Origin of the sequence: Afipia sp. OHSU_II-C1, assembly GCF_000497575.1 — a bacterium.
GTDB lineage: Bacteria > Pseudomonadota > Alphaproteobacteria > Rhizobiales > Xanthobacteraceae > Afipia.
Map to the genome: position 1 here is coordinate 15,103 of NZ_APJI01000006.1, position 22,895 is coordinate 37,997.

The following is a 22,895-nucleotide window of genomic DNA, read 5'->3' on the forward strand; positions in this document are numbered from 1 at the left end:
GGCGTTACGAGAACGCCTGAATGCCGGTGATGGCGCGTCCGAGGATGAGGGCGTGAATGTCGTGGGTGCCCTCGTAGGTGTTGACGGTCTCCAGGTTCTGCGCGTGGCGCATCACGTGATATTCGCTCGAAATGCCGTTGCCGCCGTGCATGTCGCGGGCCACGCGGGCGATGTCGAGCGCCTTGCCGCAGTTGTTGCGCTTCATGATCGAAATCATCTCGGGCGCCATCTTGCCCTCGTCCATCAGGCGGCCGACCCGCAGCGAACCCTGAAGGCCAAGCGCGATCTCGGTTTCCATGTCGGCGAGCTTCTTCTGCACGAGCTGCGTCGCCGCCAGCGGCCGGCCGAACTGCTTGCGGTCGAGCGTGTACTGCCGCGCGCGCTGGAAGCAGTCTTCGGCGGCGCCCATCGCGCCCCACGAAATGCCGTAACGGGCGCGGTTGAGACAGCCGAACGGGCCTGCGAGGCCTGAGACATTCGGCAGCAGCGCGCTTTCCGGAACCACGACGCCGTCCATCACGATCTCACCGGTGATCGAGGCGCGCAGCGACAGCTTGCCGCCGACCTTCGGCGCGGACAGGCCCTTCATGCCCTTCTCGAGGATGAAGCCGCGGACCTTGTTGTCATGGGCGGCGGACTTCGCCCAGACCACGAATACGTCGGCGATCGGCGCGTTCGAAATCCACATCTTGGAGCCGGTGAGGCGATAGCCGTCCGCGACCTTCTCGGCCCGGGTCTTCATGCCGTCGGGATCGGAACCGGCATCGGGTTCGGTCAAACCGAAGCAGCCGACCCACTCGCCGGTGGCAAGCTTGGGCAGGTATTTCTTGCGCTGGGTTTCGTCGCCGTAAGCGTAGATCGGATACATCACCAGCGACGATTGCACGCTGTTCATCGACCGATAGCCGGAATCGACGCGCTCGATCTCGCGCGCGACCAGGCCGTAAGCCACGTAGCTGGCGTTGGCGCAGCCATACTCTTCCGGCAGCGTCACGCCGATCAGGCCGAGTTCACCCATCTCGTTGAAGATCGCGCGATCGGTTTTCTCTTCGACATACGCCTGCGTCACACGCGGCAGCAGCTTGTCCTGAGCGTAGGCGCGCGCCGTGTCGCGGATCATCCGCTCGTCCTCGGTCAGCTGCTCGTCCAGAAGGAACGGATCGTCCCACTGGAATGTCGCCTTGGCTGGCTTGTCCTTGGTCTGCGGGCGGGCACTCATGACAAAATCCTTTCAGCTTCAGTCTGCTGCTGTGAAATCACGATAAATCGTCGGCGTCAGGTTGCAAGCTCAAAACCTGTTCCCAGGCAGACGCGCATCTAGCCTTCAAACGGCTCATTGGCGATAATTTCGATGCCGAAGCCGGAGAGGCCTTTGTAATCGTGAGCCGATGACGTGAGATGCCGGATCGATGTCACGCCGAGATCGCGCAAAATCTGCGCGCCGACACCGACCTCACGCCATTGCCGATGACGGTCTGCTTCCGCCGAACTGTCTTCGGCAATCGGAGCAACGGGCACACCCGCAGCGCCATCGCGCAGATAGACCAGCACGCCGCTGCCGTTCTTCTTGAAGTGCTCGAGCGCGGCGTGAATCCGGCCCGATCCAAAGAATATATCCTTGGTGATGTTCGGCTTGTGAAAGCGCGTCAGCACATTCTGACCGTTGCCAACGCCCTTGTAGACGAAGGCGACATGATGGATCGGATCGAACGGCGAACGATAGGCATAGCCGTCCAACTGCCCGATCGGGCTGTCGACGGTGAAGGTCGAGACCCGCTCGATCAGCTTCTCACGCGCCTGCCGGTACGAGATCATGTCAGCGATGGTGACATGCTTGAGGTTGTGCTTTGCCGCGAACTGCACGACCTGCTCGCCCTTCATCACCGTGCCGTCGTCGTTCATCAGCTCGCTGATGACACCGACCGGCGGCAGATCGCACAGCTTGCAAAGATCGACCGCCGCTTCGGTATGACCGGAGCGCAGCAGGACACCGCCATCGCGCGCGATCAGCGGGAAGATGTGGCCGGGGCGCGCGAAGTCGCTGGCGCCCGCATTGGGATTGGCGAGGGCCCGGCAGCACACCGTGCGTTCTTCGGCCGAAATACCGGTGGTCATGCCGGGCTTGTAGTCGATCGAGACCGTGAAGGCGGTCGTGTGATTGGAGTCGTTATGCGCGACCATCGGATCGAGGCGAAGGCGACGCGCATTGTCAGCGGTGATCGGGGCGCAGACGATGCCCGAGGTGTGGCGGATGATGAAGGCCATCTTCTCCGCCGTGCAAAGCGTGGCGGCGACGATCAGGTCGCCCTCGCCTTCACGGTCATCGTCGTCGGTCACCACGACGATTTCACCGGCGGAGAACGCCTTCAAAACTTCCGGAATAGGATGGGCCATAACGCGCTCTTGCTCTCGAAAAAGGGTGCAGATCGTATGGCGCAGGGCGCGGGCCCGCGCAACAGTCCCGTCCACATAGCCGTCATCCACCGGCCCTTGGCTGCCTGAAACGACAGATATGTCCCTGCCAACTCCGGGCAAGGGCCCCATTTCTCACACAGGGAGCGAATTTCGCAGTTTTAAACGAGGAAAGCTTCCGCATGGCGGAATGCGTCCGTCGAACGGCGCCTCAGGGCAGAACTTCGCGCCGCTCGCTTAAAAGGCCGTCCATCTCGGCGCGCTTCTCTTCGAGGAGGCCCTGATCGGCGGCGTCGATCACCTTGTAGAGTTCCGCGGCATCGGTGATACGGGTCACGGTCACATAGTCCGCACCGGCGGCATAAATATCCGGCACATCGGCCAGCAGGTCGGCGGTCGAGATGATCTTTGCGTCCGGATTCATCGACCGCACATGGCGGACCAGCTTCTCGTTGTTGGCGCCCTTCAGCAGGGAATCCGGTACGCTAAGAATAATGATCTCGGCCTTGCCGACCCCGGCATGCAGCAGGGTGTCGATGTTGCTGATGTCGCCATAAATGACGTGAATGCCGCGTGCGGTCAGCGTGCGAAACACATTCGGATTGAAGTCCACCACACTGATCTGGTCGAGCAGAGACTTGTTCTGGCGCTCGATCTCGCTGACCAGCGCGCTCGCCGCACGAAAGAAGCCAAGAATGACAATGCGCCGCGCCGCGCCATGGCCTCCTGCGTGTTCGCCGTCGGCGTTCTGGGTCTGATCGAGATCGCGAAATCCGATGCGCTTGAGCGCACCGATGGCCCATCGGGTGATCGGGTCGCTGCGCATGATCACAAAGGTTGAGAGAACCGCAAGGATCACGAATGCGAACGACGCCGCGCTGGATGTCTCTGCTGTGATATGCCCCGCCACGATTCCGGTCTGAATCACCACGAGCGAGAATTCGCTGATCTGCGCAAGGTTGAGCGCGGGCAGCAAGCTGGCGCGCAGTCCCTGCTTCATGAAGTAAAGCGGCAGGAACGTCGTGACGATACGACTCACCACCGTGAATACCGCGATGATCAGCGCCAGCGAGATGGTCGATGAATTCGGAATGGGAATCGTCATCCCGAGCGCCACAAAGAACAGCGTGATGAAGAAGTCCCGCAGCGTGGTAACTTTCGCCGTGACGTCGAGCGCATAGGGAAATGTCGAGAGCGACACGCCCGCCACGAGCGATCCCATTTCGCGCGACAGATGCAGGCGTTCGGCGACTTCGCCGATCAGAAAGCACCATGCCAGCGCACCGAGCATGACCAGTTCGGGACTGCGCGCAATCTGGTGAAATATCTTCGGCAGGACAAACCGGCTGAGGATCATCGCGGTCGCAACCAGCAGCCCAACGCGGCCGATCGACAACAAAACGATACTGATCTGCAAATCGGCGAGGCTGGGCTGCACTGCGAGAAACAGAATCGCAAAAATGTCCTGGAGGACCAGGACGCCGAGCGTGATCCGCCCCGGCAGCGTATCGAGTTCGCGTTTTTCGTAGAGCACCTTGACGATGATGACGGTGCTCGACAGCGCACAGGCCACCGTCAGATAAAGCGCGTCGAACTTGCCGCCCCCCAACGACATGCCGATGGCGACGAAGAATGCCGCCCCAAGCAGACAGGCGCCGATCAGCTGTCCGCCGGCAGCGAACAGGATGACGCGGCCGGCCCGGATGATCTTCTTCAGGTCGATTTCCAGCCCGATCATGAACAGCATGAAGATCAGGCCGAGTTCGGAGATCGTGCTGATCGATTCCTGCGATTTGACCCAGCCCACGCCGTAGGGACCGATCACGAAACCGGCGACCAGATAGGCAAGAATCAGGGGCTGGCGGAAAAAATGCGCGCCAAGCCCCAGCACCCAGGCAAACAGGATCGAAAAGGTAATATCGCGAATAAGTTCGTGCATGCCCTCGGCCGGCTGGCAGCAATCAATAAAGGCTGAATCACCTTGTGTATAAGGGCCTGAATAACGTCATGAAAGCAATATCCGAGGCGCGATTTACGCAGCCCCGGACGCATCAATGACGACAGTTCGCCGCAGCCGTCTCATGCCATGCCGCCGCGGAGCGATCACGCGCAAGCAGAAACATAGCGTCGCCTCTGTCGGAATCACACGGATGGTGTCCGTGATGTGACAATCGCTAAAAACACGCAGACCAGACCGGTCCCTCGGCTTGAATAACGGATCGGCCTGTATAGGTTCGTTCGGGCGCCGGGGGCTTCGGAGCAGTACAGGTTGGTCATGAATTCGAAATTGAATTTGATTTTGGCGCTGGTCTTTTTATTGAGCGGCTGGAACGCAGCGCAGGCAAACGACGAAGGATCGCCCACCGGCACCTGGCTGACCGAGAAGGGTGACGCCCGAATTCAGGTCTCCCAATGTGGAAGCTCCCTCTGTGGAAAGGTCGTCTGGCTGCGCGAGGCAATTGATCCCGCCACAGGCCGGCCGCAGACCGACTCGAAAAACCCGAACGCCTCCCTCGCCACCCGGCCGATGATCGGTGTCCAGTTGTTTATCGGAATGAATCCTTCCGGCCCCGGCCGCTGGGCTGGCCGCATCTACAACGCCGACGACGGCGGGGTGTATGACAGCAAGATCGCCTGGATGGGCCCCAACACGCTCCGTGTCGAAGGCTGCCTCGGCGCGATTTGCGGCGGCGAAAATTGGACCAAGGTCGGCGGACGCTGATAGCAGCGTCAGTCGCCGCCCGAGAATTTGGCGACCCAAAAACGGAAAATATGTTTTATTTTCAGGGAGTTATGGTCGGAGTGGCAGGATTTGAACCTGCGACCCCTGCGTCCCGAACGCAGTGCTCTACCGGGCTGAGCCACACTCCGACATGGGCGCCGGTATAGCGTCGGCTCTCGCGAACCGCAAGAAGCTGTATAAGGATCAAATCCCTCAAAAAACGCCACGATGGCGCGGCTCTTGTGATGAAACTTGGTTTGAACACGGCAATTGTCCCCGCCGCCCGTGCAGCGGATACCGCTGCACGCTGCCTCGAAGGCGGCGGACTTGTCGCGTTTCCGACCGAGACGGTCTATGGGCTAGGCGTGGACGCCACCAATGCCCGCGCTGTGGCCCGGCTTTACGAGGCGAAGGGACGCCCGTCGTTCAATCCGCTCATCGCCCATGTCAACGATCTGCAAGCCGCAAAGCGGATCGCGCGTTTCGATGACAGGAGTCTACGCCTTGCAGAGGCGTTCTGGCCGGGACCGCTGACGCTGGTGCTGCCGAAAGCTCCGGGATGCCCGGTGTCAGATCTTGCCACCGCCGGACTCGAGACGGTTGCCGTTCGCGTTCCCGCACATCCGGTGGCGCATGAAATTTTACAGGCTTTCGGCAAGCCTATTGTCGCGCCGTCAGCCAATATCTCGGGACATGTCTCGCCGACTACGGCAGAACACGTCTTCGGCGATCTTTCCGGCCGTATCGATCTCATTATCGACGGTGGACCGGTGTTGGTCGGCGTCGAATCCACCATTGTCGGCTGTTTTGAGACGCCGCTGCTGCTTCGGCCGGGCGGGCTTCCCCGCGAGGACATCGAGCGCGTGCTGGGCGGGAAACTTGCCCGGATGCCGGAGGACAACGGAGTTGCCGAAGCCCTTCCGCTGGCGCCGGGCATGCTGGCCTCGCACTATGCCCCTCGGACCCCGGTCCGGCTCAATGCGCACCGGTTGGAAGCCGGCGAAGCGTTACTTGCGTTCGGGCCCAGCGCAATCCCCGGCTCTGAGCGGGCCAGCGTCATGAATTTGTCGGAAGCCGGCGATCTGGTGGAAGCTGCCGCGAATCTTTTCAGTTATCTTCGCGAACTCGACGCGCGCGGCTCCCGCGCCATCGCGGTGATGGCGATTCCGAATGAGGGTCTCGGCGAAGCCATCAACGATCGCCTGCAGCGCGCGGCCGTTCCGCGAAGCTGATTGGGAAGAACAACAAAGAAGAACAAAGATGAATATCGTGCAGCCACCGCCCACCGTTCTGTCGCCCGAATTGCTGGCGCGCTTTGCCGCGATCGTTGGCGAGAAGTATGCGGTGACCGATCCGCACGACGCCGCCCCCTACCTCACCGAAGAGCGTGGGCTGTTTCAAGGCCACTCACCGCTGGTCCTTCGTCCGGGCTCGACCGCGGAAGTCTCCGCGATCTGCAAGCTCGCCACCGAGACGAGAACCGCGCTGGTGCCGCAGGGCGGTAACACGGGCCTCGTCGGCGGCCAGACGCCGCACAATGGCGAAGTGGTGATCTCGACACGGCGTCTCGACAATATCCGCGCCGTCGATACGCAGTCCAACGCGATGACCGTCGAGGCTGGCGTGATCCTCGCGAATGCACAGCAGCGCGCGACCGATGCCGACCGGCTGTTTCCGCTCTCGCTCGGCGCGGAAGGAAGCTGCACCATCGGCGGCAACCTTTCCACCAACGCCGGTGGCATCGCCGCGCTGGCTTACGGCGTCGCCCGCGATCTCGTGCTCGGGCTCGAAGTCGTTCTCGCGGACGGGCGCATCATGCATGGCCTGTCGAGCCTGAAGAAAGACAACACGGGCTACGACCTGCGTGATCTCTTCATTGGCGCAGAGGGCACGCTCGGCATTATCACCGCTGCGACGCTGAAGATGTTTCCGAAGCCGCGTTCCGTCGAGACCGCGTTCGCTGCCATTGTCTCGCCGGAAGATGCGCTCACGCTGCTCGACATATCCCGCAGCATCGCCGCCGGAAGCCTGACCAGCTTCGAACTGATCCCGCAGATCGCCATCGACTTCGTGGTCAAGCACGGCCCTTCGATCCGCGCGCCGCTGGAGGGCCGGCATCCGTGGTACGTGCTGATGGAAATTTCATCACCGCGCGACGATGCCCGCGACACCATCGAAGCGATCCTCGGCAAGGGCATGGAGGACGGTATCGTGAACGACGCAGTGATCGCCGCGAACTTGGATCAGCGCAACGCGTTCTGGAAACTGCGCGAGGTCATTTCGCCGGCGCAGAAGCCCGAAGGCGGCTCGATCAAGCACGACATCTCCGTCCCCGTCGCCGCCGTTCCGGAATTTCTGCGCGAAGCCGACGCCGCTGTGACCCAACTCATCCCCGGCGCCCGCCCGTTTGCGTTCGGTCATCTTGGCGACGGCAATATCCATTACAATGTGAGCCAGCCGATCGGAGCCGACATGGCGGAATATCTCGCGCGCTGGCACGACATGAACGATGCGGTGCATGCGGTCGTTGCAAAGCACGGCGGATCGATTTCCGCCGAGCATGGCATCGGTGTGCTGAAGCGCGATGAGCTGCCGCATGTCAAAGATCCCGTTGCGCTCGACATCATGCGGTCGATCAAACATCTACTCGATCCATTGAATATCATGAACCCCGGCAAGGTGCTGTGACGGAATCATCGGCCGCGCCAAAGAGCAGCTTCGCGGTCACCACCGCCGAGGACGCAGATATCCCTGCGATTGTCGCGTTGTGGGAGCGGTGCGAACTGACGCGGCCGTGGAACGAACCCCAAGCCGATCTCGACCGCGCGCGCAAGAAACCCAATTCGGACGTTCTTGTCGCCCGCGACGGAAACACTATCGCCGCCACTGTGATGGTCGGGCACGACGGGCATCGCGGCTGGGTTTATTATGTCGCTGTGGACCCTGATCAACGCGAAAAAGGATACGGCCGCGCGATCATGACGGCAGCCGAGGACTGGCTCCGCGATCGCGGCGTCGAGAAACTCCAGTTGCTGGTCCGTGCAGACAACACACGCGTCCAGGCGTTCTACGAAACGCTCGACTATGAAGAGCAGGAGCGTGTCATCTACGCAAAGTGGCTTGATGGCCGCCCGATGACGCCGTGATCACGACTTTCGACAAGAATTAAGGGCAACTGTATGAGCGTGAGCGACCGCATTCGCATCAAGGACATCCGCCTGCTCTCCGACAACAAGTACAAGCTGCGATCAACGACCTTCGACTGGCGGCGCTCCAGCGGCGAATGGCAGACACAGCACCGGGAAACCTTCGATCGCGGCGATGGAGTGACGATCCTTCCCTACAATCTGGCGCAGCAAACCGTGATCCTGATCCGTCAGTTCCGCTATCCCACCTATGCCAATGGATATGACGGCCTGCTGGTCGAAGCACCGGCCGGTTCGCTCGACAATGCCGAGCCTGAAGCGCGCATCCGGTCCGAAGCGGAGGAGGAAATCGGCTATCGTCTTGGCCCGATCCGGAAGATCTTCGAGGCCTTCACAAGTCCGGGCGCGGTCACCGAAAAACTTCACTTCTTCATCGCCGAGTATCGGTCCGACATGAAGGTCGGAAACGGCGGCGGCCTTGCCCACGAAGGCGAAGACATCGAGACGCTGGAATTGCCGATCGCCGAGGCACTCGCCATGATCGCGGATGGCCGCATCGTCGACGCCAAGACGATCATGCTGCTGCAATACGCGGCGCTGAACATTTTTCGCGACGTGACCGGCGCGAAGCACCTCTAGAACAGCGAGCCTCTAAAACAAAGAGCCCTGCCCGTTGTCCTCTTCGGGTGCGGAGATCTTGAGCTTTCTTTGCGATTCCTTGGGTTGCTTGCGGGCCGCGGCCTCGGCGATGGCAATGTCCTCGTCGCTGCACGGCAGGATCAGGTCCGGGCTGTCATTGGCGACGCGGTTCACCGCGGTTGAGACCTCGTGCCAGACGAACGTCCCGGCCCGCGGCGCGACCAGCAACTCCAGCGCGGGCTCGAGATCGAGTTCATCGCCTCCAAGCCAGCGATCGAAATCCCGCGGATCAATCGACACCGGGACGCGATCGTGCAGCACCGCCATCTCCGGGGCCGCCGCCGCCGTGACGATGGCCACGGTGTCGACTTCCTCGCCGTTCGGTCCCATCCAGGTTTCCGCAACTCCGGCAAAACCGATCGGTTCGCCGTCGCGCCGGCGGATAAGATGCGGCTGCTTGCGCGTAGGCGACGTTTTCCACTCGTAGTATCCATCCGCCGGAAGTATGCACCGCCGCCGCCGGATGGCGTTGCGAAACGAGGGCTTCTCGAGAACGGTTTCGGCGCGCGCATTGATGACGAGGGCGAACGTGCGCGGGTCCTTGGCCCATGACGGCAGAAAGCCCCACCGCATCAGGCGGAACTGGCGGACGCCGTTTTCGAGGATCACCACCGGCACCGGCTGGGTCGGAGCAACGTTATACCGGGGTGGAAAATTCGGCTGTTCGCGGTAGCCGAACAGCCTGCGCAGCGCCTCGGGAGATGATGTAATCAGGTATCGCCCGCACATAAAAAGACTCGGAAATGAAGCCGTGGCGGTGGAAAATGACATATAAGCGAAACTTGTTCAGCCACCTTTAACCTGCGGTGCCCAAACATCCAGCACGATGTCGCATTCCGCCCTCCACGCCATGTCCCCCGCTGACGACGAGTGCGGCCCTTCAGACGCCCAGTTGGCCGATGACATGGCCGCCCGCGCCCAGCTGCTGAGCGACGCCAACATCAATCCCCGCACAGGCCTTGCCACCGATTACCTGAATCATTTCAACGAAGCGATCATGCTGCTGGAAATGATCCCCGACATTCCCGAGTGCTTCGAGGACTTCCTCGGCTGGCAGCCGATGAGCTATCGCGAGCATTTCGCGGCCTCCAACTTCAAGGGCCGCGACCTTGCTATCAGTGCCTACGATTCGAGCGATCCCGCGGTCCGTGCCGAATTCGACAACATCACCTCCACCATGACCTCGATCCTGACCACGGTTGGAGACGCCATGCGCCAGGTGCGACATACCGAAACCCGCACCATCCTGGCCGAACAGGCCGCGGGCTGGGTCAAGCCGCTCGTCACCCTGGCAGGCTCCATGATCAACGGCAGCAGCAGCGATGCCGGTGACATCGACCAGATCATGAACCGCTGACCATGACCGGCTTTTCCCATACCGGCCCCCGGCTCGCGGTCAGCGCCGGCATTTTCCGCGACGGCAAGATCCTGCTGGTCCGCCGCGCCCGCGAACCGGCCAAGGGCGTCTACACCTTTCCCGGCGGCCGGGTCGAATTCGGTGAAAGCCTGCATGAGGCGCTGGCCCGGGAGGTCCGGGAGGAAACCGGCCTCGAGATCGAGATCGTGGGCCTTGTCGGCTACCGCGAGGCGCTGCCGCCCCGCACCGGCGGCCATGGCCATTTCGTCATCCTGCCGTTCGCCGCCCGCTGGGTCGCCAATGACGTCGCGCTCAACGACGAACTGGACGACGCCCGCTGGCTCTCGCCCCAGACTGCCGTGGACGGCCTGCCGGTCACCCATGGGCTGAACGACACGATCCGGGCGGCGGCGGCCATGATGGGGCTTTAGCTCCGCCTTGCTTCCGGCCCGTTGAACGGGCATATGCGGCCCTCATGCTTAAGCGGATTTTCGCAGTTTTCCTGATGGCGGCACTGGCCGGGCCGGTTCCGGTCCGGGCCCAGGACGCGGCTGCGCCGTTCGACGGCGATCTCCAGCGGCTGGCCGAAATCCTCGGCACCCTGCATTACCTGCGGGGAATCTGCGGCACCAATGAAGGCCAGAAATGGCGCGCCGAAATGCAGGCGCTGGTCGATGCCGAGACACCTTCAGGCGACCGCCGCAGCCGGATGATCGCAAGCTTCAACCGCGGCTATAACGGGTTCCAGCAGACCTACCGTTCCTGCACCCCCGCCGCGAATGTCGCCATCCGCCGCTACCTCGAAGAAGGCTCGAAAATCTCGCGGGACCTGACGGCGCGTTACGCCAACTAAATTTCCGGTGGACAGTCTGCCGCAGCCCGACGGGGAATGCCTGAAATAACGCGATAACTTGAATTCGCGCCGTTAACCTTTCCTAAAGAACCGGCTCGCGGGCTCCGTCCTGCATGCTAATGCTCTGTGCAGTTTCAACGTGCAGTCCGCCCGGACGCGTTCCACAGGCAAATTGATTTCATGTCGCATCCTTACCCATGGACGCCCGCTCACGGATTTTCGCCGGATCAGGATCAGAAGCGGGCGGCACTGAATTACCTCAACGAGGCATGGGCGGAAGCGCGTCACGACGGTGTCGACGGCGATTGCCTGGCGCAGGCCAGCCTGTTCGCCGCATTCGCCGAACTGGTCAGCACCTATGGCGAGGACGCCGTGGCGAAGTTCGTCGAAGGTCTCGCTGGCCGCATCCGCAGCGGCGAATTCTCGGTGGTCGAGTTCAAGCAGTAAGACGCGGCTTTCGCCATCGTCGCTCCTGATTCAATTTTCAAACAACCCGCATAAACCACGCGCGCCATCGCCCCTGTTGTTATGACGGCGCGGGGGCGCCCGAAGCTCTTTTTCGTTCCTCCCTCAAAATGAGGGCGCGCGGAACGCCGGATGCGCGAGCGCATCCGCAGCCCCGTGTGCAAAAGTGAAAAGCACACGAGCGTAGTCGCCACGGTCACGCCGTTTGCATCCGGCGTTCCGCACGCGGTGGTGCTCCGGCTTGTTTCGTGCTCTCCCCGGCAACGCCCTCGGGCTGACGCCGTCGTCTCCGCGGTACTTTTCTCCTCCGGTCGGAGGTGAAAAGAGCAGACCGGATTTCGCAGGACCACACGACTTGGGCCGGCGCGGACGCGCGGACGTATAACGTGTCGCCACGTTAAACTCCCGCGCACAGCGTGGTTCGTCAGCGCTGGCTCGGATGACTCACACGCCCTCTGTACGAGGAACGCGCCCTGTCACCATTGCTCGCGCCTGACGCTGCCGCGCCACCGCATCCCGCCCCGCGTATCGTGACGATCGCGAAACGCCCCTCATCAACGGGGCGGGACACGCCGAACATAAGAGAGGTCTGGAGGGCGGGGACACGTATCCCCATCACGAAATGTTTCGAGAGTCCGCCGTCATTTGGGGGCGCGCGTCTTCGTGCGAGCCCGGAATCCACGGCCACTCAGGTGATTTTCGCGGTCATGGATTCCGGGCCTGCGCCAAGGGGCGCATCCCGGCATGACGGTGGGAAATTGCCATGCTCCATCCGGGCTACGCTGGCTTTGTGGTTCGCCTCCACAGCCAGCCGCTCACTACGACGGCGGCAAGCATGCCGACAAGCTGAGCGGCGATGAAGGCCAGCACGCCTGCCGGTGCGATTCCGGCGAATGTATCCGACAGCGAACGCGCAACTGTCACCGCTGGATTGGCAAACGACGTCGAAGCCGTGAACCAGTAGGCCGAGGTGATGTAGAGCCCGACTGCGTAAGGCACCGCCGACGGCGCACGCGCCACGCATCCCAGAATCGTCAGCAGCAGTCCGAACGTGGCGATACCCTCGGCGAACAATTGCCCGCCGCCCGAACGCACCGTGGCCGAAAACTGCCAGAGCGGCAGTTCAAACATCAGATGCGCCGCCCACACGCCTGCGATCCCGCCAATCACCTGCATCGCGATGTAAAGCGCGGCGGTCTTCCACGGCAGTTCGCCGCGCATGGCGAAGGCGATCGACACGGCGGGATTGAAATGTGCGCCCGAAATCGGGCCGAAGATCAGGATCAGAACGACGAGAATCGCACCGGTGGGCAAGGTGTTGCACAGGAGCGCGACGGCGGCGTTTCCACCCGCGAGCTTCTCCGCCATGATTCCAGAGCCCACGACCGCCGCCAGCAGAAACGCCGTGCCGAGCCATTCCACAAAGGCACGTTGTGCGAGTGAAGGCATCAGGACCGTTCGGGCGCTTTCGTGGCGCCGTCCATCTCGCCGATGTCCTTCAGTTTGTTGCGGAGAGCGAGTTCGTCGAGAGAGCGAATTGGAAGAGCAACGAAAATTGCGATGCGCTGATTGAGCAGCCGGTAGGCCTCCTTGAAGGCCATCGCGATCTCGGCGGGCGTGCCCGTCGCTTCCGCCGGATCGGGAATGCCCCAATGCGCCGTCATCGGCTGCCCCGGCCAGATCGGGCACGACTCCGCCGCTGCGCTATCGCAGACGGTGAATACGAAATCGAACAAGGGCGCGCTGGGACGGGCAAACTCAGCCCATGACTTCGACCGAAAGCCGGACGTATCGTAACCGAGATTTTCCAGCAGCTTGATGGTCTCCGGATGAACCTGACCCTTGGGCTGGCTTCCGGCGCTGTAGGCGCGGAACTTGCCCGCGCCGATCCTGTTGAGGATCGCCTCGCCGATCACCGAGCGCGCGGAATTGCCGGTGCAAAGGAATAGGACGTTGTAGATATGGTCAGACATGGCCGCCTCTAGCAACAGGCCGAAGCCGCAGCAGGCTTCATCTCCGGCGCACAACACGCCGATTTCTTCTCATGCGCGATACGCGCCTCGTTCTCGCCAGTTCCGTCGCCGTAATTGGTGCTTTCACCCTTGGTGAGGAAAGTTTCCCAGGAGATTCCGGCCGGATCACCGATCCACGATTTTTCCGACTTCGCGTAACAGCAGGCAGTGTCGCCCTGCTCGATAATCTCGCCACCGGCAACGCGAAGCCGTGCGTAAACCTCCTGCAGCTCCTCCGTGTCCTCCACCTGAATGCCGAGATGATCGAGCCCGGCTTCCCTGCCCCGCGCCGAAATCGCGAAGTTGACGCGCGGATCGTCCAGCATCCACTTCGCATAATCGGATTTTACGATCGAAGGCTGCGCGGCGAACAATGCCGAATAGAACCCGATCGATTGATTGAGGTCGTTGACGGCGACGTGAACATGCAGACGTTTCATGGGATCGCTCCTTCTTTTAAGCAGATACCCTGGTGCGCTTGCGCACGGGCTTGCAGGCGACAGCGGGAGCGCATTCGACCGCCCCGCCGCAGCAGTTTTCGGTGAGATATCCGATCAGACCGTTCATGGTGTCGAACTGGGCCGCGTAGATCATCGAACGGCCGTCGCGGCGAACCGTGACAAGGCCTGCTTCGCGCAACCGGTCGAGATGAAACGTGAGGGCATTGGGAGACAGGCCGAGATCCGCGGCAATCTCGCCCGCGGGCATCCCGTCGGGCCCCGCCTGCACCAGCAGGCGATAGGCATCCAGCCTGTTCTCTTGCGAAAGGGCGGCCAGCGCCGCGAGGATATCGGGCTTGTTCATATTTCAACGATTATTGAAATATTTTCGCCGGCGCAAGAGATATTTCAATGATTGTTGAAATAAGATGAAAAAGGCAATCAGACGGACCTTCGACGTCGATAAACTTCGTTGACTCAGCGTGACGATCAATCCGCCGGTGACAACGTCACTTCTGCCTTATTCACGCGAACTGGCGCGATTTGCGGGCAATAAATCGATAGCTATCCGCGCTGGAAAGGCGCACAGTCAACTCATGCCAAACCATCAGGTTGCCGCAGAGCGCTTCTCATGATCACGAGAACGCGGCGGGAGACGGTCACCTTCAAACATCCGGCGCGCATCAAGGGCATTGAACGCCTGCTTCCGGCTGGCGCTTATGAAATCGTGACCGACGAAGAAATGATCGAAGGCCTGTCCTTTCCGAGCTTTCGGCGCGTCGCCACCATGATCATGGTGCCGGGCGCACCGCCGCATCATCACTCGATGGAAATGATCGCCATCGGTTCGGTCGATCTTGCCGACGCGCAGCATCGGGACGCGGTGGCGCCAAATGTCTGACGATCCCGTTGATCTCGATTCCCGGCGCGGTATGGCAGCGCAGAAAGCGACGGGACTGCGGCGCATTCTCGCCGACGCCGAGAGCCACGCAGCCGTCCTGCGCGAGCGGCAGCTTCAGATCGAGACGGAGTTGCTCGACACGGATGCAACATCGTGGCCCGAAGCGGCGGCGAAGGCGCGTTACATTCTGAATCTCTATTACGCAACGCTGGGTGTCCACGATACGCACCACCGCGATCTGGTCGCCTCGGTCCTCAAGGATTTCGCGCGGCTCGACAGCGAAAGCTGACTACTCTTTCCACCTCGATTGTTTTCCGCGAACGATTGATCCTGAAACTTCATTGAGACGTTCGGCGGGAACGGGAGGACTATGCATGCTTGATATGACAACGAAAGAGCTCTCGTCGCGGCACGTCAAACCGGAAGAGGCGCTTCGGCTTGGCGTCGTTTCGGGATGGTACACCACCAAGATGAGCGGGACGTTCGTCACCGGTCCCCATGCCACCCATGCCGACGCCCTGCTCAAGATCGCGGAACTGAATCCGCCCCCGCCGCTTGTCGCAAAGCGCAAATCGTAAGGCGCGGCCGAAACACCGGATAATTCATGAGCACTGAGCGGCATCTCGCCCCGCTGCGCGACGTCGAGGACGAAAACGACCAGCTTCGGCAACTGCTCATTCAGGCAGGTGTCGAAGCTCATGCCCATGTTGTCGCCGCGAAACTTCAGACCGTCCTGATCGGCGAGCTTCATCACCGGGTGAAGAACATGCTGGCGATTGCCTCGGCGATCGCCTCGCAAAGCCTGCGCGAAGCCACCGGCGTCGAGGCGGCGGCAAAGACCATCGCCAGCCGTCTGGCCGCGCTCGGCGTGTCCCACGATCTTCTCATTCGCGAGAGCTGGACCGGCGCGGGCTGCCGCTCGCTGATCGAAAACGCAATCCTCGCGTTCCAGACCGAGGGGCTGGCGCAGTTCACGATCACCGGCGAGAACGTGGCCGTGTCATCGGGACCTGCGGTCGGATTGTCGATGGTCATCCACGAGCTCTGCACCAACGCGCTAAAATACGGCGCGCTGTCGGTGCCGGGCGGCCGCGTCTCGATCAGATGGTCGGTCGATGCCGAGGCGGAACGCTTCACCCTCGAATGGAAGGAAAGCGGCGGGCCGGCGGTGACCGAACCGAAGCAGAAGAATTTCGGCAGCCGGTTCATCGAGCAGGCGCTGCCCGGCCAGCTTCAGGGCGAGGCGCGGCTGATTTTCGATCCGGCCGGTCTCGTTTGCCACGTCAATATTCCGGTGACGTCGTTGCAGGAGCCGGTGATCGCACTGGTTTAACACGTCAAACAACAGGCCCGGCATCGATGCCGGGATGACCTTCACACACATGATTGGAAACACGTGACTGGAATCAAGATTCGCGTCGGCTACGAGATGATCTACGATTTTCCGCAGGCCACGCCGATGATTATGGTGCTGGGCACGCACTTCACGCGCGCGTCGGATGTCATCACCCCCGATTTTCTCACCACGACCCCGCCGGTGCCGATCACGCCCTATCGCGACATTTTCGGCAACTGGTGCAGCCGCATGGTCGCGCCGCCGGGACGGATTCGCCTTTTCGCCGATGGACTGGTCCGCGACAGCGGCGTGCCGGATGTCGCCGTCACATCGGCGATCCAGCACGCGGTGGAGGATCTGCCGCCGGACACGCTGGTCTATCTGCTGGGCAGCCGGTACTGCGAAACGGATCGCCTGTCGGACATCGCGTGGAAGCAGTTTGAAAACACCGCGCCGGGCTGGGCGCGCGTTCAGGCGATCTGCGATTTCGTTCATCGCCGCATCAAATTCGGCTACGAGCATGCGCGCGCGACCATGACGGCGTTCGAGGTTTACAACGAAGGCAAGGGCGTCTGCCGCGACTACGCGCATCTCGCCATCGCGCTCTGCCGCTGCATGAATATTCCGGCGCGCTACTGCACCGGCTACCTCAGCGACATCGGCACGCCGAAACCGTGGGTGGGAGATTTCGCCGGCTGGTTCGAAGCCTATATCGGCGGCCACTGGCACATGTTCGATCCCCGCAACAATGTGCCGCGGATCGGCCGCGTGCTGATCGCGCAGGGCCGCGACGCGTCCGACGTTCCGATCACACAGACATTCGGACCGAATGAGCTGATCAGCTTCAAGGTCTGGACCGATGAAGTTGAGTGAGGCGGCTTGCGATCCTGATTGATGGATTTCGCGAAAACAAAAACCCCGGCATCGCTGCCGGGGCGTTGTTCGGTAGCTCTTCAGATCACGCCTTCAGCGTCTCCAGAAACCGCACCGTCTCGCCGGTCGACGGGGTTGCGACCTCGCCCTGCCACATCACGCGCTTGCCGCGCACGAAGGTGCCGACCGGCCAGCCCTTCACCTTCACACCGTCATACGGCGTCCAGCCCGCGCGCGAGGCGATCCACTTGTCGGTGATGGTTTCCTCGCGCTTCATGTCCACGACGGTGAAGTCGGCGTCGTAACCGGCGGCGATGCGGCCCTTGCACGCGATGTTGAACAGCCGCGCCGGGCCGGCGCTGGTGAGATCGACAAAGCGCGCAAGCGACAGCCGTCCGGCGTTGACGTGATCGAGCATGATCGGCACCAGCGTCTGCACGCCGGTCATGCCGGACGGCGAAGCCGGATAGACCTTGTCCTTTTCTTCCAGCGTATGCGGCGCGTGATCGGAGCCGAGCACATCGACAATGCCCTGCTCGATGCCGCGCCAGATGCCGTCGCGGTGACTTGCATCGCGCACCGGCGGATTCATCTGCGCCTTGGTGCCGAGCCGTTCATACGCTTCGGGCCCTGCGAGGGTGAGATGATGTGGCGTCGCCTCGCAGGTAGCGACATCCTTGTGGTCGCGCAGGTATTCGATTTCCTGCTTGGTCGAGATGTGCAGCACATGGATGCGCTTGCCGGTCTCGCGCGCGAGATTGACGAGGCGTTGCGTCGCGATCAGCGCGGCATCCTCGTCGCGCCACACCGGATGCGAGCGCGGATCGCCCTCGATGCGCAGATGCTTGCGATCGTTGAGGCGGTACTCGTCCTCGGCGTGAAATGCGGCGCGGCGGCGGATCACCTTGAAGATGCGGCGCAGGCTGTCGTCGTCCTCCACCAGCAGCGAGCCGGTCGATGAGCCGATAAACACTTTCACGCCCGCGCAGCCCGGCGCGCGCTCGAGATCCGGCAGGTGATTGACGTTCTCGCGGGTGCCGCCGATGAAGAATGCGAAGTCGCAGTGCATCCGGTGATGCCCGGCCTTCACCTTCGCGGTGAAGGCTTCCTCGGTCACGGTCAGCGGATTGGTGTTCGGCATCTCGAACACGGCGGTGACGCCGCCGAGCACCGCGCTGCGCGAGCCGGTTTCGAGGTCTTCCTTGTGGGTGAGGCCCGGCTCGCGGAAATGCACCTGGGTGTCCATCACGCCGGGCAGGATGTGCAGGCCCTTGCAGTCGATCACCTCGCCCGCGCTCGCCCCAGCGAGCGACCCGATCGCCGCGATCCGCCCGTCGGAGATGCCGATATCCCGCACCCCCTCGCCGTCCTGATTGACCACGCTGCCGGATTTTAGAATCACATCAAATGTCTGGGCCAATGCTCGAAACTCGTCTGGTGGCGGGGCTGGATGGAGGCCATGCAGGCCTTGTTGTCGGCAGTTTAGCGCCTTAGGTTGCGGTGTAACAACCAAGCGGGGCGCATATCCCCACAGAACGCCGGGAATATCCGAGAAAACCTTATGAAAGCAGCGTTTCTGCCCGACCGCGGCGTCGTCAAAGTGAGCGGCGAAGATGCGAGGGCATTCCTCGACGGACTGATCACCACCAATGTGGAACTGGTGCGGCCCGGTGTGGCCCGGTTCGGCGCGCTTCTGACGCCGCAGGGCAAGATCATCGTGGATTTTCTTGTCACCGAAGCGCCGGAATCCCATGGCGGCGGCTTCGTGTTCGATTGCCCGCTGGCGCTCGCGCAAACCTTCGCCACCAAACTCGGATTCTACAAGCTGCGGAAGAAAGTCACCGTCGACAACCTGTCGTCGCAGCTCGGCGTGATGGCGGTGTGGGACGGCGCCCCGGCGACGAAGCCCGACCTTGCGTTTGAAGACCCGCGCGACCCGCAGCTTGGCTGGCGCGTTTTCGTGCCCGACGATCTCGTCGACGAAACAGCGGCCGCCATCGGCGCGGACGTGACCGAGAGCGACGCCTTTGAGGCGCACCGCATCGCCTGCGGCATTCCGCGCGGCGGAGTCGACTTCATCTACAGCGACGCCTTCCCGCACGAGACCAACATGGACCGCCTGCACGGCGTCGATTTCGACAAGGGCTGCTATATCGGCCAGGAGGTCGTCTCCCGCATGCAGCATCGCGGCACCGCCCGGACGCGGACGGTCCGCGTCCGGCTCGGCAGTTCGGTGCCGGAAATCGGTCTGCCGGTGACGGCGGGCGACAAGGCCGTCGGCACCATGGGTTCGTCGGCGAACGGCGTGGGCCTCGCGCTGCTGCGCACCGACCGCGTTGCCGATGCACTCGAGGCCGGATTGCCGCTGACCGCAGGCGGGCTCCCGATCAGCCTCGTCTCGGCTGATGACGTGAAGGCCGCGCCGAAGCAGGCCTCCGCATGAAAAGCGCGCGCCTGCATGACGATGGGCTGGTGCGCTGCCCATGGCCGGGCGAAGACCCGCTCTACATGGCCTATCACGACACCGAATGGGGCGTGCCGGACTACGACGACCGCGCGCTGTTCGAGAAACTGATCCTCGACGGATTTCAGGCCGGGCTGTCGTGGATCACCATCCTGCGCAAGCGCGACAACTTCCGAAAGGCGTTCGACGATTTCGAGCCGTCGAAGATCGTGCGCTACAGCGACAAGAAGATCGCCGCGCTGATGAATGACGCCGGGATCGTGCGCAACCGCGCCAAGATCGAAGGCACCGTCAACAGCGCCAAGGCCTATCTGAAGATCATGGAGGAAGGTCCGGGTTTTTCCGCCTTCCTGTGGGACTTCGTCGACGGCAAGCCGAAGATCAACAATTTCAAGACCACGGCCTCGGTGCCTGCATCGACGCCTGTTTCCATCAAGATGTCGAAAGAGCTGGTCGCGCGCGGGTTCAAGTTCGTCGGACCGACCATCGTTTACGCCTTCATGCAGGCCACCGGCATGGTCAACGACCATCTCGTCGCGTGCCATTGCCACGAGACGTGCAGCAAGCTGAAGAAGCCGGTGCGCGTAAAGTCCAAATGACCACGAAGAAACCATCCCCGTCCAAGGCGGGACGCGCCTGGCAGCGGATGCTGTCGGGCCGCCGTCTCGATCTGCTCGATCCCTCGCCGCTGGACATCGAGATCGAGGACATCGCGCACGGCCTTGCACGGGTTGCGCGCTGGAACGGACAGACCCACGGTGCGCACATCTTCTCGGTGGCGCAGCACACGCTGCTGGTCGAGGCCGTGTTGCGTCAGCATACCCCGCGCGTCGATCATCGTGTGCGGCTGGCGGCGATGCTGCACGACGCGCCGGAATACGTGATCGGCGACATGATCTCACCGTTCAAGGCGGTGATCGGAGGATCATACAAGGTCGTCGAGAAGCGGCTGCTGTCGGCGATCCACATCCGCTTCGGCCTGCCCGCGACCCTGCCGGCCGAGATCGAGCAGCAGATCAAGGCCGCCGACATGGGCGCGGCCTATCTCGAAGCGACGCATCTTGCCGGCTTCGCGCAGGCCGAAGCCAAACGCCTGTTCGGCCGCGATCCCAAGCTGCCTGCGGCGACCGAAAAAGACTATGTGACGCCATGGTCGGCCGGGCGCGCCGAAAAGCAGTTTCTCGCGCGATTCAAGGCGCTGCTAGGCTGACCGCTTGCATTCATGTTCACCGTCATGGCCGGGTTTATCCCCGGCCATCCACGTCTTGATCGCAGTGCAACGAAAGACGTGGATGCCCGGAACAAGGCCGGGCATGACGAACGAGAGATCAGCGGTTTCAATTCCAATCCTGTAATGGCGGTTTGGCGACAGCAGGCATATACTCGTGCGGAACATAAGGACCGCCATGATTCACGTCTGCTCGCTTGCCGCCCTGCCCGCCACCGTCGAAGCCACCGGCGCGCAACACATCCTCACCGTGATGGCCAATGTCGCCCAGGTGGTGCGCCCGCCGTCGGTGCTGGAAGCCAATCATCTGCGCATCCAGATGGACGACATCAACGAGCCTGCACAGGGTTTCGTCGCGCCGTCGCATGAACATGTCGAACAGGCGCTGACTTTCATCCGCAGGTGGGATCGCGCCGCGCCGATGGTCATTCACTGCTATGCCGGAATCAGCCGCTCCACCGCGAGCGCATTCATGGCGGCCTGCGCGCTCAATCCGCACCGGGATGAAACCTCCATCGCGCGGCAGATCCGCTCGGCATCGCCGAGCGCCTATCCGAACCGGCTGATCGTCACGCTGGCGGACGAGGTGCTCGGGCGCGACGGACGCATGGTCCGCGCGCTCGATGCCATGGGTCCGGGCAACATGACCATCGAGGGCCGGCCGTTCCGTGTGGACCTCGAATGAGATCCCTCATTGCGAGCGAAGCGAAGCAATCCATAGCAACGGAAAGACTGGATTGCTTCGTCGCTGCGCTCCTCGCAATGACGGGGCTTTTGCATCATGAACGATAAAGTCCTCACACCGATCGAGATCGGCCTGACGGCGGCCATCGTGTCGATCGACGGCAACGAACCGTCGATTCTGACCGCCTCCGGCGGCGACGGCGACGAGCTCGAAGGCTTGCCGTTCGGCCCGTTCGACGCGGTCGCTCATCGCACGCTGGAAATCGGCCTGCGCTCATGGGTGGAGGAGCAGACCGGCCTGCGCCTTGGCTATGTCGAACAGCTTTACACATTCGGCGACCGCGGCCGCCATGCCCAGCGCAGCGACACCGACGCCCATGTCGCCTCGGTCGGCTATCTCGCGCTGACCCGCGCCGCAGACAGCACCTCGAAGCCGCAGGTGGCGGGCGCGACCTTCAAGCCATGGTACCGCTACTTTCCGTGGGAAGACTGGCGCGACGAGCGCCCGGCGATGATCGAGAAGGAGATCCTTCCCGCGCTTGAGGACTGGGCGGCGCAGTCCGAAAAGCCGGATACCGCCCGCGCGCTGGCACGCGGCGACCGCGTCCGGCTTTACTTCGGCACCCATGATTTTCATAGCGTTGGGGCGCAGTGGGATGAAGAGCGTGTGCTCGACCGCTATGAACTGCTCTACGAGGCCGGGCTGATCGAGGAATCCCGCCGCGACGGGCGTCCCGCCGCACTGGCGCGCAAGACACTGCCGGCGCTCGGCTCGCCGATGCGGTTCGACCACCGCCGGATTCTCGCCACCGCCATCGCGCGGCTGCGCGCCAAGCTGAAATATCGCCCGGTGGTGTTTGAACTTCTGCCGCCGGAGTTCACACTAACCGAATTGCAGCGGACCGTGGAGGCCATCTCGGGGCGTCACTTGCACAAGCAGAATTTCCGCCGTCTGGTGGAGGCCGGTGCGCTGGTCGAACCGACCGGCGAAATGTCGACCCAGACCGGCGGACGCCCGGCGGCGCTGTTTCGTTTTCGTCGCGAAGTATTGCAGGAACGGCCCGCGCCCGGATTGCGGGTAAGGGGACGACGCTAGAATGAGGTGAGAATGGGGAGCCAGAGCGCGGCATCGGTACAGCCTCACCTCTCCCGTGGGGAGAGGTCGACGCGCGAAGCGCGGCGGGTGAGGGCGTACGCTCTCACGACAGATTCTACGCCCTCACCCCAACCCTCTCCCCACGGGAGAGGGAGCCCCGCCACACCAGTATCGACACAGGCATTCCAATTCAAACGGATCAGTCCC

Annotated in this window: 28 protein-coding genes and 1 tRNA gene; 19 read left to right on the forward strand and 10 right to left on the reverse strand. The window is 62.4% G+C overall.

Going from position 1 to position 22,895, the window contains the following annotated elements:
• Positions 1-4: 4 nt before the first annotated feature.
• From I554_RS0105210 to I554_RS0105220, 3 genes are all read right to left on the reverse strand, one after another.
• The gene (locus I554_RS0105210) at positions 5-1,219 is read right to left on the reverse strand and encodes an acyl-CoA dehydrogenase (protein ID WP_024576095.1); all 1,215 of its coding nucleotides are present in this window, start codon (positions 1,217-1,219) and stop codon (positions 5-7) included.
• Between the two features lie 98 nt (positions 1,220-1,317).
• Positions 1,318-2,394 carry a 3,4-dihydroxy-2-butanone-4-phosphate synthase gene (gene ribB, locus I554_RS0105215; protein WP_024576094.1) on the reverse strand — a complete coding sequence of 359 codons (1,077 nt, stop codon included), beginning with the start codon at positions 2,392-2,394 and terminating at the stop codon, positions 1,318-1,320.
• Positions 2,395-2,623: 229 nt separating this feature from the next.
• Entirely contained in the window at positions 2,624-4,351 is a 1,728-nt protein-coding gene (locus tag I554_RS0105220) for a cation:proton antiporter (RefSeq protein WP_024576093.1), read from the reverse strand.
• A 336-nt stretch (positions 4,352-4,687) separates the two neighbouring features.
• Here I554_RS0105220 and I554_RS0105225 point away from each other — a divergent pair, with 336 nt between their 5' ends.
• Positions 4,688-5,134 carry a DUF2147 domain-containing protein gene (locus I554_RS0105225; RefSeq protein ID WP_024576092.1) on the forward strand — a complete coding sequence of 149 codons (447 nt, stop codon included), beginning with the start codon at positions 4,688-4,690 and terminating at the stop codon, positions 5,132-5,134.
• Positions 5,135-5,206: 72 nt separating this feature from the next.
• On the opposite strand, the gene I554_RS0105230 is transcribed toward I554_RS0105225, so the two are convergent.
• Positions 5,207-5,283, reverse strand: a tRNA-Pro gene (locus I554_RS0105230).
• A gap of 96 nt (positions 5,284-5,379) precedes the next feature.
• Here I554_RS0105230 and I554_RS0105235 point away from each other — a divergent pair.
• Genes I554_RS0105235 through I554_RS0105250 form a run of 4 tightly spaced genes read left to right on the forward strand, consistent with a single transcriptional unit; the run spans position 5,380 to position 8,919 of the window.
• Positions 5,380-6,366 (forward strand): L-threonylcarbamoyladenylate synthase, encoded by a 987-nt coding sequence (locus tag I554_RS0105235; protein WP_024576091.1) that lies wholly within the window; start codon positions 5,380-5,382, stop codon positions 6,364-6,366.
• Between the two features lie 28 nt (positions 6,367-6,394).
• On the forward strand, positions 6,395-7,822 hold the full coding sequence (locus I554_RS0105240) for an FAD-binding oxidoreductase (protein WP_024576090.1): 1,428 nt from the start codon (positions 6,395-6,397) through the stop codon (positions 7,820-7,822).
• Positions 7,819-8,280 carry a GNAT family acetyltransferase gene (locus tag I554_RS0105245; protein ID WP_024576089.1) on the forward strand — a complete coding sequence of 154 codons (462 nt, stop codon included), beginning with the start codon at positions 7,819-7,821 and terminating at the stop codon, positions 8,278-8,280. The genes I554_RS0105240 and I554_RS0105245 overlap by 4 nt, the downstream gene beginning before the upstream one ends.
• Before the next feature lie 33 nt (positions 8,281-8,313).
• The gene (locus I554_RS0105250) at positions 8,314-8,919 is read left to right on the forward strand and encodes an NUDIX domain-containing protein (protein WP_024576088.1); all 606 of its coding nucleotides are present in this window, start codon (positions 8,314-8,316) and stop codon (positions 8,917-8,919) included.
• A 12-nt stretch (positions 8,920-8,931) separates the two neighbouring features.
• Here the strand turns inward: I554_RS0105250 and I554_RS0105255 are convergent, their stop codons facing one another.
• Entirely contained in the window at positions 8,932-9,708 is a 777-nt protein-coding gene (locus tag I554_RS0105255) for an SOS response-associated peptidase (RefSeq protein ID WP_024576087.1), read from the reverse strand.
• 121 nt (positions 9,709-9,829) lie between these two features.
• Here I554_RS0105255 and I554_RS0105260 point away from each other — a divergent pair, with 121 nt between their 5' ends.
• The 4 genes from I554_RS0105260 to I554_RS0105275 all read left to right on the forward strand — a co-directional run bounded on the left by I554_RS0105260 (position 9,830) and on the right by I554_RS0105275 (position 11,636).
• Entirely contained in the window at positions 9,830-10,336 is a 507-nt protein-coding gene (locus I554_RS0105260) for a hypothetical protein (RefSeq protein ID WP_024576086.1), read from the forward strand.
• 2 nt (positions 10,337-10,338) lie between these two features.
• A complete protein-coding gene (locus tag I554_RS0105265) occupies positions 10,339-10,767 on the forward strand; it encodes an NUDIX hydrolase (RefSeq protein WP_024576085.1) in 429 nt (142 codons plus the stop codon).
• A 44-nt stretch (positions 10,768-10,811) separates the two neighbouring features.
• Complete coding sequence (locus tag I554_RS0105270; RefSeq protein WP_024576084.1) at positions 10,812-11,189, forward strand: TIGR02301 family protein; 378 nt, start codon at positions 10,812-10,814, stop codon at positions 11,187-11,189.
• A gap of 180 nt (positions 11,190-11,369) precedes the next feature.
• Positions 11,370-11,636, forward strand: a complete 267-nt coding sequence (locus I554_RS0105275) for a hypothetical protein (RefSeq protein ID WP_024576083.1) — start codon at positions 11,370-11,372, stop codon at positions 11,634-11,636.
• A 795-nt stretch (positions 11,637-12,431) separates the two neighbouring features.
• Here I554_RS0105275 and I554_RS0105280 read toward each other — a convergent pair.
• The 4 genes from I554_RS0105280 to I554_RS0105295 are packed head-to-tail and all read right to left on the reverse strand — an operon-like array spanning position 12,432 to position 14,470.
• Positions 12,432-13,103, reverse strand: a complete 672-nt coding sequence (locus tag I554_RS0105280; RefSeq protein WP_024576082.1) for an MIP/aquaporin family protein — start codon at positions 13,101-13,103, stop codon at positions 12,432-12,434.
• Positions 13,103-13,627 carry an arsenate reductase ArsC gene (locus I554_RS0105285; protein ID WP_024576081.1) on the reverse strand — a complete coding sequence of 175 codons (525 nt, stop codon included), beginning with the start codon at positions 13,625-13,627 and terminating at the stop codon, positions 13,103-13,105. The genes I554_RS0105280 and I554_RS0105285 overlap by 1 nt, the downstream gene beginning before the upstream one ends.
• A gap of 8 nt (positions 13,628-13,635) precedes the next feature.
• Entirely contained in the window at positions 13,636-14,106 is a 471-nt protein-coding gene (locus I554_RS0105290; protein ID WP_024576080.1) for an ArsI/CadI family heavy metal resistance metalloenzyme, read from the reverse strand.
• A 16-nt stretch (positions 14,107-14,122) separates the two neighbouring features.
• Entirely contained in the window at positions 14,123-14,470 is a 348-nt protein-coding gene (locus tag I554_RS0105295) for a winged helix-turn-helix domain-containing protein (protein ID WP_024576079.1), read from the reverse strand.
• Between the two features lie 267 nt (positions 14,471-14,737).
• Between I554_RS0105295 and I554_RS0105300 the strand changes: the two genes are divergently transcribed.
• From I554_RS0105300 to I554_RS0105320, 5 genes are all read left to right on the forward strand, one after another.
• A complete protein-coding gene (locus I554_RS0105300; RefSeq protein WP_024576078.1) occupies positions 14,738-15,007 on the forward strand; it encodes a hypothetical protein in 270 nt (89 codons plus the stop codon).
• A complete protein-coding gene (locus tag I554_RS0105305) occupies positions 15,000-15,296 on the forward strand; it encodes a hypothetical protein (protein WP_024576077.1) in 297 nt (98 codons plus the stop codon). Before I554_RS0105300 ends, I554_RS0105305 begins: the two co-directional genes overlap by 8 nt.
• 85 nt (positions 15,297-15,381) lie before the next feature.
• Entirely contained in the window at positions 15,382-15,585 is a 204-nt protein-coding gene (locus tag I554_RS0105310; RefSeq protein WP_006019060.1) for a hypothetical protein, read from the forward strand.
• A gap of 26 nt (positions 15,586-15,611) precedes the next feature.
• Entirely contained in the window at positions 15,612-16,340 is a 729-nt protein-coding gene (locus I554_RS0105315; RefSeq protein WP_024576076.1) for a sensor histidine kinase, read from the forward strand.
• 72 nt (positions 16,341-16,412) lie between these two features.
• Positions 16,413-17,216 carry a transglutaminase family protein gene (locus I554_RS0105320; RefSeq protein ID WP_024576075.1) on the forward strand — a complete coding sequence of 268 codons (804 nt, stop codon included), beginning with the start codon at positions 16,413-16,415 and terminating at the stop codon, positions 17,214-17,216.
• Positions 17,217-17,301: 85 nt separating this feature from the next.
• Here the strand turns inward: I554_RS0105320 and I554_RS0105325 are convergent, their stop codons facing one another.
• Positions 17,302-18,636: a dihydroorotase gene (locus I554_RS0105325; protein WP_024576074.1), complete on the reverse strand. Its 1,335-nt coding sequence runs from the start codon at positions 18,634-18,636 to the stop codon at positions 17,302-17,304.
• 141 nt (positions 18,637-18,777) lie between these two features.
• Here I554_RS0105325 and I554_RS0105330 point away from each other — a divergent pair, with 141 nt between their 5' ends.
• The 5 genes from I554_RS0105330 to I554_RS0105355 all read left to right on the forward strand — a co-directional run bounded on the left by I554_RS0105330 (position 18,778) and on the right by I554_RS0105355 (position 22,688).
• On the forward strand, positions 18,778-19,659 hold the full coding sequence (locus I554_RS0105330; RefSeq protein ID WP_024576073.1) for a folate-binding protein YgfZ: 882 nt from the start codon (positions 18,778-18,780) through the stop codon (positions 19,657-19,659).
• Positions 19,656-20,279, forward strand: a complete 624-nt coding sequence (locus tag I554_RS0105335) for a DNA-3-methyladenine glycosylase I (protein WP_024576072.1) — start codon at positions 19,656-19,658, stop codon at positions 20,277-20,279. Before I554_RS0105330 ends, I554_RS0105335 begins: the two co-directional genes overlap by 4 nt.
• Positions 20,276-20,890 (forward strand): HD family hydrolase, encoded by a 615-nt coding sequence (locus tag I554_RS0105340; protein ID WP_024576071.1) that lies wholly within the window; start codon positions 20,276-20,278, stop codon positions 20,888-20,890. The genes I554_RS0105335 and I554_RS0105340 overlap by 4 nt, the downstream gene beginning before the upstream one ends.
• Before the next feature lie 196 nt (positions 20,891-21,086).
• Complete coding sequence (locus I554_RS0105350; protein ID WP_024576069.1) at positions 21,087-21,593, forward strand: protein-tyrosine phosphatase family protein; 507 nt, start codon at positions 21,087-21,089, stop codon at positions 21,591-21,593.
• A 96-nt stretch (positions 21,594-21,689) separates the two neighbouring features.
• Complete coding sequence (locus I554_RS0105355; protein ID WP_024576068.1) at positions 21,690-22,688, forward strand: NAD regulator; 999 nt, start codon at positions 21,690-21,692, stop codon at positions 22,686-22,688.
• Positions 22,689-22,895: the final 207 nt, after the last annotated feature.